Below are 11,335 nucleotides of genomic sequence, written 5' to 3' on the forward strand. Positions count from 1 at the left end.
CCGGATTTGTCGCTGAAAAAGTGGTTTCGAGCCGTGCCGCTCAGCCGCGCTTGCCGACGATCCGCGCGATTTCGGTCGCAACCAGCTTTTCGACCATCCCGGGCAGGTTGCGATCGAGCCATTCGGCGAGCATGGGCCTCAGCATTTCGCGCACCAGTCCTTCGAGCGAGGTCTCCCCGGAACGGACGATTTGCGGCCGTGCACCGGGCTGCGAAAGCAGGGCCAGCGCCTCAAGCGACTGGCGCATCGATGCGGTGGCAGCTTCTTGCAACAGCGGTTCGGCATCATCGGCCAGTTCCGAGCGGGCGGCGCCGTATGCGGCCGCCGGGGATTCACCGAGGATTTGCGCGGCAACCTCGCTCAGGTCGAGCACATCGCCATGGCGTTGGGCCATTGCGTCAGGGTTAACCGCCGGTGCGATCGTATCGCGGCGCCCTTTGGCAAGCGAGGCATCGGCCCGGTTGTCGCGCGCGATCACCTTCTTGATCGAATCGAGAATTTCCTCGACCGAAGGTTCCCCTGCCTGACGCATGGCCTGCTTATCCCCTGACTAAAGCCCGTTTCCAGCCGGTATCCACCGGCTGAACTGCCCCACTCTCGAATCAAATGGTTAACGCTTCGTCAAGGAAGCGCCTGCACCGCCACATTGGCGTCTTGCGCAGGCGAGTCAACCGTGCGGGTTCCGCGCGCCACCGGCGCCGGATCGCGGCTCCAGTCCCACACTTTGCCGCGGACACGATCATAGTTTGTGGCCGGATCGTACAACGCAGCACTCCCCCCCTCGCCTTCGAGAGCGAGATCCTTGGCCTGTGCCCGGCCCATCGTCGACAACAGGTTGAACCCGGCGACATAGGCATTGCGCCGCGCGGTCACCAATTGCACTTGCGCCCTGAGCAGTTCCTGCTCGGCGTCGAGGATGTTGAGGATCGTGCGATTGCCGACAGTGTTTTCGGCCCGCACACCTTCAAGGCTGAGCGCGGCGGCATCGACCGCAGTCTGGTTCAAGCCGATCACCGCCGTCGCCGCCTGCCAGTTGGAATAAGCCGCCCGAACGGCAGCGATCACGCTACGCTCGACCGAGATTTCCTGTTCAAACTTGGCGCCTTCGCTCGCCTGCGCCTGACGCTCGCGCGCGGCAGGCAAGCCGCCCTGAAACAACGGAATCGACGCCGTAAGGCCGAGCGCTGAACTGGCGATGTGGTTGTTGGTGCCCGATTTGATACCCAGCGGGATCGAATCCAGATAATTGCTGTAGCTGGTGCTGGCCGTGACCGACAGGCGTGGCAGGCGTGCGGCCCCCGCCGCCTTCACGTCATAGCCTGCCGCCTTGCTGGCAAGCCGTGCTGCGGCGAGATCAGGATTGGTATCGAGCGCGATCTGAACCGCTTCATCCACCGCAGGCGGCAAACCGGTCAGCGGCGGCGGCGTGGCCAGATCCCCCGGTGCCGTTCCAACGATCTGGATATAGCGCTCGCGGCTGGCGATCAGGTTGGCCTGAGCCGACCGCAAGTCGGCACGGGCGAGTGCAAGGCGCGAATTCGATTGGGCAACGTCGGTGCGGGTGACATCGCCGATCTCGAAGCGATCGCTGGTCGCCTTGAGGTTGACCTCCAGCACTTGCACGCTGTTACGGTTGAAATTGACGATGGCGGCATCGCGAATGACGTCGAGATAGGCGGCCACCACTTGCGAGAACACCGCCGATTCGGTGCTGCGCAAGCTGGCCTGCCCGGCTTCGACGCGGACTTTCGCAGCGGTGATCGCATTGCGGATGCCCCCGCCAGCATAAAGCGGCAGCCCGAGATTGACCCCGGTCGAGAAAATGCGCGTGGGATTGAACGTCGGTGCCGATCCCTTTTCCAACTGCTCGGTATAGCTTGCCGTTCCAGCGAGCGAAGGCAGGGCCGCGGACTTGGCGATCGGCACGTTTTCGTCGTTGGCGCGCTGGTTGGCGCGCGCCGCCTGCAGGTCAGGGTTGCTGTTATACGCCCGGATCAACGCTTCGCGCAGATCGTCGGCAAATGCCGGCGTGCTGGCCAGCGAACCGACAAGCGCCGTAGCCAGCGCGATCACGGTCAGGCCGGTTGACCCGCGAAGGGCCGGCGACAGCGGCTTGATCATTAGAAGCTCCAGCGCTTCGTGGCAGCGAATTCAGGCAGCGGTGCAAAGTCGGCCTCGCCCACGGTGGTGAACGCGAGCTCGCCCTGAACCTTGCGACCGATGGCGAGGCGGGTAACGCCACGCTCGACCAGACCGGTGACCACGCGGCCATGATCGGCCAGTACGGCGCTCAGGACCGCAGGTGCCTGCTCGATGGCGCCGTCGATCAGCACCAGCGAATATGCGCCCGCTGCACCGTATTCGGCGCCGGGAGCGGCAAGGACAACTTTCCCCGCCAGTTCACCAACCAGCGCAGCAAGGTAGGCGCCTGGCTTGCCGATCACCAGAACGGTGTCGGCGCGGCTGGGCACGGCGAGCGAAAGTTGCTGGCCATGGGTGAGCGCAGGGGCAAGCACGGTACCATCGCCCAGCGGCACGGCGCGATCGGCATAGGCCACTGCGCGCCGCTCTTCCGGCACGAAGTCTTCGCGGGCGACGGCGGCAAAAGCAGCCAGAATCGCCAGATCATTGACCCCGCTGACCCGCAACTGACTATCGATCATGGCCCGTCGCGCCAGCGCTGAACCGCTTTCAACCGGCCGTTCGTCAAGCAAGGTCATGATTTCCCTCATCCGCCCAAAAGCCGTCCGTCCCCCCGGATCCGGGGGCGCGCACGGCGGTCATTCCATGGAACGACGCACCGGCCGCCCCAACCGTGTGCATTGCACCAATCTGCCAAGGTCGCAACCGGCTGCCCGGTGACCTGTTCGTGCTCTTAGAATATTGCCATTCTTGCGCCAAGTGCTTTGCACGTTGCTTATCGGGGCGTAAGGGGCGCCTGTCGATTGCCGGCGCGGAATGCCCAAGAGGCAAACGCGCGGCACCACCCGGCCGCAAGCACGGCCAACCGGAACAGGGAGTCTGGCAAAAAATGGGCGAGATGGTGACGATCCGTGAAGCGGACCTGATCGAAAGCGTGGCCGACGCGCTGCAATATATCAGCTATTTCCACCCGATGGATTACATCCGTGCGCTGGGTGAGGCCTACAAGGCCGAAGCCGGGCCCGCCGCCAAGGATGCCATCGCCCAAATCCTGACCAACAGCCGGATGTGCGCCGAAGGCCACCGTCCGCTGTGCCAGGATACCGGCATCGTCAACGTGTTCATCGAATGGGGCCAGGATTGCCGCCTCGAATCCGACCTGTCTTTGCAGGATGTGGTCGATGAGGGGGTGCGCCGCGCCTACCTGAACCCTGACAACAAGCTGCGCGCCTCGGTCCTGGCCGACCCCGCTTTCACGCGCCGCAACACCCGCGACAACACGCCTTGCGTGCTCCATGTCGAAATGGTCAAGGGCAACACGATCACGGTCGATGTCGCAGCCAAGGGTGGCGGATCGGAAAACAAGTCGAAGTTCAAGATGATGAACCCCAGCGATTCAATCGTCGACTGGGTGATAGAGATGCTGCCCCAGATGGGCGCTGGATGGTGTCCGCCGGGGATGCTTGGCATCGGCATCGGTGGCACCGCGGAACACTGCGTGCTTCTGGCCAAGAAAGCGCTGATGGAGCCGATCGACATGGCCCAGCTCAAGCTGCGCGGCCCCAGCAACGACATCGAAAAGCTGCGCATCGAGATCTTCGACAAAGTCAACGCGCTGGGCATCGGCGCGCAGGGACTGGGCGGGCTCTCGACCATCCTTGACGTCAAGATCATGGACGCGCCCTGCCATGCTGCGGGCAAGCCGGTGGCGATGATCCCCAATTGCGCCGCCACCCGCCATGCCCACTTCACGCTCGATGGCTCGGGGCCGAGCTTCCTCGAACGCCCCAAGCTGGACGAGTGGCCGCAAGTGCACTGGGCGCCCGATGCAGCGGCCAAGCGGGTAAACCTCGACACGCTGACTGCAGAGGACGTGCAAGGCTGGAAACAGGGCGACCGCCTGCTGCTCAACGGCAAGATGCTGACCGGCCGCGATGCCGCGCACAAGCGGATCAAGGACATGCTGGCAAAGGGCGAGGAGCTGCCCGTCGATTTCAAGGGACGCGTGATCTATTACGTCGGCCCGGTCGATCCGGTGCGCGATGAAGTTGTCGGTCCTGCCGGTCCCACCACGGCCACGCGAATGGACAGCTTCTCCGACCTGATGCTCGATCTGGGACTGCTCGCCAGCGTCGGCAAGGCCGAGCGCGGGCCGGCTGCCACCAAGTCGATCGCCGCGCACAAGTCCGCTTACCTGATGGCAGTGGGTGGCGCTGCCTATCTGGTTGCACGCGCGATCCGCCACGCCGAAGTCGTCGGGTTTGCCGATCTGGGCATGGAAGCGATCTATGAATTCACCGTCGAGGACATGCCGGTGACCGTGGCCGTCGATTCCGAAGGCAACAACGTCCACCAGCTTGCTCCGCTGGTATGGAAGAAGAAGATCGCCGACGAACACCTGCTGGCTTGATGGGTATGGCGCGCGCTGCCTGATGTGGCGCGCGCGCCCTCACCTGTCGCAATCTCACACGTTTCGATCACCCGCTTCCTTTCGACCAACCACCGACCGGCACCGACCGTCGATCTGGCGCGGCGATGGCATCCCGGTGTAGATGCAACCGATGTCATCCCCTTCTGCCCCATCCACCGATGTTGCGCGCGACACCGGCACCGAACAGGCCAGTCGCCCGCACGTCCCAGCGCGACAGGTGCTGAAGTCTGCAGCGACGCTTTGGCTTGCCTACCTCGTGCTGGTTACGCTGCGGGCCTTGCTCGTCGATCTTGGTGATTTTCAGGATCTGCTGTGGCGCCGCGCGCTCGTTACCCTGGCCGGGATCGGGGTGACCTTGCTGGCATGGCCAGTACTGCGTCATTTCGATGGGCGCAGCACAGGCGTACGGATCAGCGCCGCGCTGGTGATCATGCTGCCTGCCGCATTGGTGCTGGCGATCGTCAACCAACAGGCGTTCGCGCCGGTCGAACAGCGTTGGCAGGCACAGGAAGCGGCACAGGCGGGTGGGCGCCATGCCGCACCCAATGCTTCGGCGCCCAAGGCAGCCATCACGGGTTCGAGCCCGGATCTGTCGGGCAATGTGCTGATCGACGGTCCGATGAAGGCGCTGCCGGCCCCGCCGCCCGAACCAGCAGAACCACATGCACCTGCCCCACCCGCCGAGCCAGCCCCGCCAGAGGCTCCGACGGGCGACGCGAAGGCCGCAGCGGACGGCGAATCGCAGGTCACGATCGTGCGCAATGGCGACGGCTCCTCCGAAATCCGCACCGGGGGACTGATTGTGCATTCCGAACCGGAAAGAGCAACGCCGGATCCTTCGCCAGAACCAGCCAGCACTGCAGCCGTCGCGGCAATCGCGGGATTGGCCAGCGACGACCTGTGGAAGCAACTGACCGATGTGGCGATGGGCCGCTACTTCCTGCTGATCGCCTGGGCCGCACTTTATCTGGCGCTGGGCAATGCCGAGATGGTCCGCGCGGTCGAGCGGCGCGAGGGTGAATATCGACGGGCGGCCAAGGCGGCGGAACTCCGCTCGCTGCGCTATCAGGTCAATCCGCACTTTCTGTTCAACACACTCAATTCGCTGTCGGCGCTCGTAATGGTCGGGCGCAACGAACAGGCCGAACGGATGATCCAGACGATTTCCAGCTTCTATCGCGCCAGCCTGGCGGGCGATCCGACTTCAGACGTGCCATTGGCTGACGAGATCGCGCTGCAGCAGCACTACCTTGAGATCGAGACGGTCCGTTTTCCCGAACGGTTGCGGGTCGAATTCGCCGTGCCGCCGGCACTGGAAAACGCGCATGTGCCGGGCATGATCCTGCAACCACTGGTCGAAAACTCGATCAAATATGCGGTATCGGCCACTACCCGGCCGGTGACCATCCGTATCGCCGCGCGCGAGGTAGCGGGTTTCCTGCTGCTGACCGTGGCCGATGACGGGCCCGGCAAGCCTGCGGGCCAGGGCGGCACCGGCATCGGTCTTGCCAACGTGCAAAGCCGTTTGCAGGCTCGCTATGGCAATGCCGCGCAAGTGGAGAGCGGCCCGCTGCCTGCGGGCGGCTACGCCACGGTCTTGACGATTCCGCTAGATCGCGGAGAATTGGCCAGCGTTTGACTTGGGCGCCGGAGTGACCGAAAATCAAGGTGTTGTGGGGGGAATTGGCGTTGCGGACCTTGATTGTCGATGACGAACCGCTGGCGGTAGAGCGCATGCAGATCCTGTGCGCGCGGCTGCCCGCGCTACAGGTGGTCGGCACTGCCAGCGATGGCGCACAGGCGTTGCGGCTGATCGAAGCGCTAGCCCCGGACCTCGTCCTGCTGGACATGACCATGCCCGAAGTTGATGGGCTGACCGTCGCCCGCGCGCTGAGCGGGCAAAGCCCCCGCCCGGCAGTGATCTTCGTGACCGCGCACGATCACTTTGCGGTCGAAGCCTTCGACTGCGATGCGGTCGACTATGTGCTGAAGCCGGTGGCGCAAGAGCGTTTGGCCAGAGCGGTCGAACGCGCGGTGGAACGTGCCCGGTCTCGCGACACGACAACAACGGCCCAGCCGCTCGCCACGCAACAGGCCATTTCCGCCAGCCAGTGGATCGAGGAATTCTGGGTTCCCCATCGCAGCGAACTGCTCCGCATTGCCGCCATCGACCTCGACCGCATCGATGCCGAGCGCGATTATGTCCGGCTGCATGTGGCCGATCGGTCGTACCTGATGCTCCACACAATTCAGGGGCTGGAGGACCGCCTCGACCCGGCACGTTTCATCCGCCTGCACCGCTCCACCATCGTGCGCCGCGACCGGATAGCGGGGCTGCGACACGATGGCCTGGGCGTGTGGTCAGCCGAACTGGCCGACGGCAGCTTGTTGCGCATCGGCCGCACCTACCTCGCCCGGGCAAAGGCCATGGCCGGGCGCTGAGCCCCGGCTTGCCATCGCGTACTCAAGGCTTGGGCTTGTTGAGCACCGAATTGTCGTCGCGCCGGATCGTTACAGAACCGCCAGACTTCGGTGCCGCCGGCATCGGGGTCGAAGGGATCGGGGTGATCGCCGCAGCCGGTTCCGCGCCGGGAGCAATCACCCGCCAGATCACGCCGCCGACATCGTCGCTGACCAGCAACGCGCCATCCTTGGCAAAGCTGACCCAGGTAGGCCTTCCGCGCGCCTTGTCCTGCCCGTCGAGAAACCCGGTCAACACCGGAATCGGCGGCGTGGGGAGCGCGTTGCCAAGATTGTCGAAGCGCACGAACACCACGTCGTAACCCGACAAGGGCTTGCGATTCCATGATCCGTGCCGCGCGATGAACGCACCGCTGGCAAAGCGTTCGCCCAGTCGGTTGCCCCCGCGCGCAAAGGTCAGACCCAACGGAGCAACGTGCGAACCGAGCGCATAGCGCGGCTTGCGCGTGTATTCCATCAGGTACTCGGGCATCGGCGCCTGGACTCGCCAGTCGATCTTGCTCTTCCAGTAGACCCACGGCCAACCGTACTGCGCGCCGACCGGAACGTCGGTGAGGTAATCGGGCACAAGGTCGGAACCCAGCATGTCACGCTCGTTCACCACGGTCCACAGCTCGCCCGAGCGCGGATTGAAATCAAGCCCGTTGGGATTGCGCAGGCCACCGGCATATTCGCGCAGCGCCTTCTTGGTGAAGTCGTACTCGTTGATCGTGGCGCGGCCCTTCTCGGGGGCGATGCCGTCATCAGCAATGTTCGAGGACGAACCAACGGTGATGTAGAGCTTGCTGCCGTCATCGCTCAGCTTGAGGTTGCGCACCCAGTGGTTGCCGCCCCCCGGCAAATCGACCAGCTTTTCCGGCTTGCCGACCAGGCTGGTCTGCCCGGCCGCAAATGGCCACGAGACGACCGCGTCATGATTGGCGACGTAGAGCCGCCCTTCGCGCAGCGCGAGGCCGAACGGCGAGGCCAGCGCTGGGTTCTGCATCACGAAGCGCTGATCGGCCTTGCCGTCGCCATTGGTGTCACGCAGCACCACGATCTTGTTGGGTGACGGTTCACCCGCCCCCGCCGCGCTGAACAGGTATCCGGCGACGAGCCCGGTCAGCCCGCCCGGTCCGCGCGATGGCGGCGCATTGGTTTCGGCCACGAGCACGTCGCCATTGTCGAGCACCACGACATTGCGCGGATGATCCAGCCCATCGGCAAACCGCGTCACCTGCAAGCCTTCGGCGGCGACCGGCGATTCGCCCGGTTGCCAGCCCACCGGCTTGGCAATGCCGATCGTCGGGAACCATTGCGGCGCCGCTTCGGCCATGCGCGGCTTGGGGCCGGTGGTTTCGTCTAGGTTGTACTGCGCCCGGTCGCCGTGCAGCAGCCAGGCGAAACCAGCCACGAGGGCGATGACGAAAACGGCAGAGCCGATCAGAATCTTGCGAAGCAGCGACATGGCAAGCAACCTAGGGCGGCGCGCGAATTCCCGCAATGGGCATGGTCATATCGCCAATGGGACGTTCACCTGCGATCCACCAGCTTACGCTGGCAGGCGCGACAAATCCCGTGCCAGCCCCTATATCAGCATAGATGTATACCTTCGAACCTACGATGGGCCAGGACAAGGCCAGCCTTTACCGGGACTTGCACGAGGCCGCGCAAGCGCTCACCGCCGATGAACCCGATGCCATCGCCAACATGGCCAATCTGGCGGCGCTGCTGTGGCAGTTCCTGCCCGATTTGAACTGGGCGGGTTTTTACCGCGTGGTCGACGGCGAGTTGGTCCTTGGCCCGTTCATCGGCAAGCCCGCCTGCATCCGCATACCGTTTGGTCGTGGCGTGTGTGGTGCCGCAGCCGCCAGCGCCACGACACAGCGGGTTGAGGATGTTCACGCTTTCCCGGGACATATTGCCTGCGATGCGGCCAGTCGGTCGGAACTGGTGGTGCCGGTGCTGCGCGATGGCGCGGTGATCGCGGTGATCGACCTCGACAGCCCGCTGCCTGCCCGTTTCGATGCTGACGACGCTGCCGGGATCGAAGCGCTGGCAGGGGCAATTGCCGGTCGGATCTGACCTTCGCGATGCTCCCGGCTTCGGCTTGTGCCGTTTCGGGGCAGCAGCAGATGGTGCCGTAGCCCATTGCCCGACAAGATGGTAAATCCCCTGATAATCACGTTCAGGCGCCCAGCCTGACGCCGGATTCAGGGGACCACCATGACCCGCCTTTTCACCCGCCTGATCGCCACAAGTCTGCTCCTCGCGTCCGGTCAACCGGTGCTAGCGCAAGATAACGCCGCTCCTCCGGCGCCCGTGGCCGGTCCCGGCACGTGGCAAGGAAGCTGGCAGGGGGGCAGCTGGCAGGGCCAGTGGATTCCGGGGGCCGCCGGCTATCCATCCGGCAGCTATCCTTACGGTGGATACCCTTATGCAAACTACCCATCAGGCGCCTATCAGACGGCAGAATCCGACCCGCGATATCGTGAGATGGAAGAACGCTGCCGTGATTACGGGCGGCGGGGCAATGGTGGCGGCGTTGGCGGAGCGGTGATCGGTGGCGTTGCAGGCGGCGTGCTCGGCAACCGGATTGCTCCTGGTGACCGCACGCTTGGCACCGTTGCCGGGGCGGCGATCGGCGCGCTGGCCGGTGCTGCCATCGACAAGTCGGAAAGCCGCAGACGCCAGCGCGCACGCGACCGCGAATGCGATGAATTTTATGCCCGCACCAGCGGTGCTGGATACCCCCAAACGCCCGGTTACGGTCAAGCGTATCCCGGTTACGCACCAGCTTACGGTTTTCCGGTAGGCTATGTGCCGATGGGTTATGTCATGGTGCCGGTTCAACCGGTTCAGGCCATGACCGCGCCGCAGCAACCTTGCACCGAAACGAAAACGGTCACCTATGAATACGTCACCGTTCCCACCCGTAAAATGTGGCGCCGTGCGCCGATCCGCCATGACAAGCGCGTGAAGGAAAAACGCGTCTACATGGGCAGTTGAGCGAGGGCGCGACGCAACCAAAGGCGAAAAGCAAAGGCCCCGCCGGTTTCCCGACGGGGCCTTTGCTTTGAAACCTCGGGCGCAGATCAGAGCTTGCGGCCGATCAACTCCTTCATGATCTCGTTGGTGCCGCCAAAAATGCGGGTGACGCGCGCACCGCGCCATGCACGCGCGATGGCGTATTCGTTCATATAGCCCGCGCCACCGTGCAGTTGCAGGCACTTGTCCATCACTTCCCACTGCAGTTCGGTGTGCCAAAGCTTGGCGGCAGCGCCCTCTTCGGGGGTCAGCTCCTTCTTGAGGTGGCGCGCGATGGCCCAATCAAGGTGCGCCCAGCCCACCTGCAGCTTGGCCTTGAGGTCGGCCAGCGTGAAGCGGGTGTTCTGGAAATCGAGGATCGGCTTGCCGAAAGCCTTGCGGTCGCGGGTAAATTCCACCGTATCGTCGAAAGCGCGCTGCGAGGACGCCTGCGCGCTAACCGCGATCGACAGCCGTTCCTGCGGCAGTTCGCTCATCAGATAGATGAAACCCTTGCCCTCTTCACCAAGACAGTTGGTGATCGGCACGCGCACATCATTGAAGAACAGTTCCGAGGTATCAGCCTCGTCCTGCCCGATCTTGTCGAGATTGGCCCCACGCTGGAACCCTTCGCGGGTGGCTTCGACCAGCACGATCGACACACCCTTCCATGCGGGTTGAACCTCGGTGTCGGTCTTGACGCAGACGAGGATGAGGTCCGCATTCTGACCGTTGGTGATATAGGTCTTCGAGCCATTGATGACGTAGTGATTGCCATCCTTCTTGGCGGTCGTGCGCATGCCCTGGAGGTCGGACCCGGTGCCCGGCTCGGTCATCGCAATGGCGGTGACGACCTCGCCCGATACCAACTTGGGCAACCATTCACGCTTCTGATCTTCCGAACCATAGGAAATCAGATAGTTGGCAACGATATCTGATTGCAGCGAGAAGCCGGTGACAGTGCGGCCGTAATACGAACCTTCTTCATCGACGATGGCATTGTAGCCAAAATCGAGACCCAAACCACCATAGGCTTCGGGCACTGTCGGGCACAGCAACCCCAGTTCACCAGCCTTGGGCCAGATCGACTTGGGCACTATGCCCGCGTCGGCCCATTCGGCCTGATGGGGGGCGATCTCGGTTTCCATGAAGCGGCGCACGGTCTGGCGGAAGGCTTCATGGTCTTCGTTATAGGCGGTGCGGGGAATCAGATCGAGCGACATTGGCACGGCTCTCCGGGTTATGCTTGCTTGGTTGAAAACAAGCATAGCCCAC

The 11,335-nt window shown here is 63.8% G+C and carries 10 protein-coding genes; 5 read left to right on the top strand and 5 right to left on the bottom strand.

What is annotated here, in order from left to right; translation table 11 throughout:
• Positions 1-40: 40 nt before the first annotated feature.
• The 3 genes from LDN95_RS03445 to LDN95_RS03455 form a co-directional block, all read right to left on the bottom strand.
• Complete coding sequence (locus tag LDN95_RS03445; RefSeq protein WP_226016220.1) at positions 41-532, bottom strand: DUF2497 domain-containing protein; 492 nt, start codon at positions 530-532, stop codon at positions 41-43.
• A gap of 89 nt (positions 533-621) precedes the next feature.
• Positions 622-2,121 (bottom strand): TolC family outer membrane protein, encoded by a 1,500-nt coding sequence (locus LDN95_RS03450; protein WP_226016221.1) that lies wholly within the window; start codon positions 2,119-2,121, stop codon positions 622-624.
• Positions 2,121-2,720: a protein-L-isoaspartate O-methyltransferase gene (locus tag LDN95_RS03455; RefSeq protein WP_226016222.1), complete on the bottom strand. Its 600-nt coding sequence runs from the start codon at positions 2,718-2,720 to the stop codon at positions 2,121-2,123. The genes LDN95_RS03450 and LDN95_RS03455 overlap by 1 nt, the downstream gene beginning before the upstream one ends.
• A gap of 311 nt (positions 2,721-3,031) precedes the next feature.
• Between LDN95_RS03455 and LDN95_RS03460 the strand changes: the two genes are divergently transcribed.
• From LDN95_RS03460 to LDN95_RS03470, 3 genes are all read left to right on the top strand, one after another.
• On the top strand, positions 3,032-4,552 hold the full coding sequence (locus LDN95_RS03460; protein WP_226016223.1) for a fumarate hydratase: 1,521 nt from the start codon (positions 3,032-3,034) through the stop codon (positions 4,550-4,552).
• A gap of 151 nt (positions 4,553-4,703) precedes the next feature.
• On the top strand, positions 4,704-6,212 hold the full coding sequence (locus tag LDN95_RS03465) for a histidine kinase (protein WP_226016224.1): 1,509 nt from the start codon (positions 4,704-4,706) through the stop codon (positions 6,210-6,212).
• 95 nt (positions 6,213-6,307) lie between these two features.
• On the top strand, positions 6,308-7,015 hold the full coding sequence (locus tag LDN95_RS03470) for a LytR/AlgR family response regulator transcription factor (RefSeq protein ID WP_370631645.1): 708 nt from the start codon (positions 6,308-6,310) through the stop codon (positions 7,013-7,015).
• Positions 7,016-7,037: 22 nt separating this feature from the next.
• Here the strand turns inward: LDN95_RS03470 and LDN95_RS03475 are convergent, their stop codons facing one another.
• Positions 7,038-8,501, bottom strand: a complete 1,464-nt coding sequence (locus LDN95_RS03475) for a sorbosone dehydrogenase family protein (RefSeq protein WP_226016225.1) — start codon at positions 8,499-8,501, stop codon at positions 7,038-7,040.
• Positions 8,502-8,635: 134 nt separating this feature from the next.
• Here LDN95_RS03475 and LDN95_RS03480 point away from each other — a divergent pair, with 134 nt between their 5' ends.
• On the top strand, positions 8,636-9,118 hold the full coding sequence (locus LDN95_RS03480; RefSeq protein ID WP_226016226.1) for a GAF domain-containing protein: 483 nt from the start codon (positions 8,636-8,638) through the stop codon (positions 9,116-9,118).
• 141 nt (positions 9,119-9,259) lie between these two features.
• Positions 9,260-10,042, top strand: a complete 783-nt coding sequence (locus tag LDN95_RS03485) for a glycine zipper 2TM domain-containing protein (protein WP_226016227.1) — start codon at positions 9,260-9,262, stop codon at positions 10,040-10,042.
• Between the two features lie 86 nt (positions 10,043-10,128).
• Here the strand turns inward: LDN95_RS03485 and LDN95_RS03490 are convergent, their stop codons facing one another.
• Positions 10,129-11,283: an acyl-CoA dehydrogenase family protein gene (locus LDN95_RS03490; protein ID WP_226016228.1), complete on the bottom strand. Its 1,155-nt coding sequence runs from the start codon at positions 11,281-11,283 to the stop codon at positions 10,129-10,131.
• Positions 11,284-11,335: the final 52 nt, after the last annotated feature.

Source organism: Novosphingobium sp. FKTRR1 (genome assembly GCF_020404405.1).
GTDB lineage: Bacteria > Pseudomonadota > Alphaproteobacteria > Sphingomonadales > Sphingomonadaceae > Novosphingobium.

Bases quoted from the DNA above. Each gene is read 5' to 3' on its own strand.
- LDN95_RS03470 (WP_370631645.1), top strand. From the start codon at position 6,308: ATGCAGATCCTGTGCGCGCGGCTGCCCGCGCTACAGGTGGTCGGCACT.
- LDN95_RS03485 (WP_226016227.1), top strand. From the start codon at position 9,260: ATGACCCGCCTTTTCACCCGCCTGATCGCCACAAGTCTGCTCCTCGCG.
- LDN95_RS03455 (WP_226016222.1), bottom strand. From the start codon at position 2,720: ATGACCTTGCTTGACGAACGGCCGGTTGAAAGCGGTTCAGCGCTGGCG.
- LDN95_RS03465 (WP_226016224.1), top strand. From the start codon at position 4,704: ATGTCATCCCCTTCTGCCCCATCCACCGATGTTGCGCGCGACACCGGC.
- LDN95_RS03480 (WP_226016226.1), top strand. From the start codon at position 8,636: ATGTATACCTTCGAACCTACGATGGGCCAGGACAAGGCCAGCCTTTAC.
- LDN95_RS03460 (WP_226016223.1), top strand. From the start codon at position 3,032: ATGGGCGAGATGGTGACGATCCGTGAAGCGGACCTGATCGAAAGCGTG.
- LDN95_RS03490 (WP_226016228.1), bottom strand. From the start codon at position 11,283: ATGTCGCTCGATCTGATTCCCCGCACCGCCTATAACGAAGACCATGAA.
- LDN95_RS03475 (WP_226016225.1), bottom strand. From the start codon at position 8,501: ATGTCGCTGCTTCGCAAGATTCTGATCGGCTCTGCCGTTTTCGTCATC.
- LDN95_RS03450 (WP_226016221.1), bottom strand. From the start codon at position 2,121: ATGATCAAGCCGCTGTCGCCGGCCCTTCGCGGGTCAACCGGCCTGACC.
- LDN95_RS03445 (WP_226016220.1), bottom strand. From the start codon at position 532: ATGCGTCAGGCAGGGGAACCTTCGGTCGAGGAAATTCTCGATTCGATC.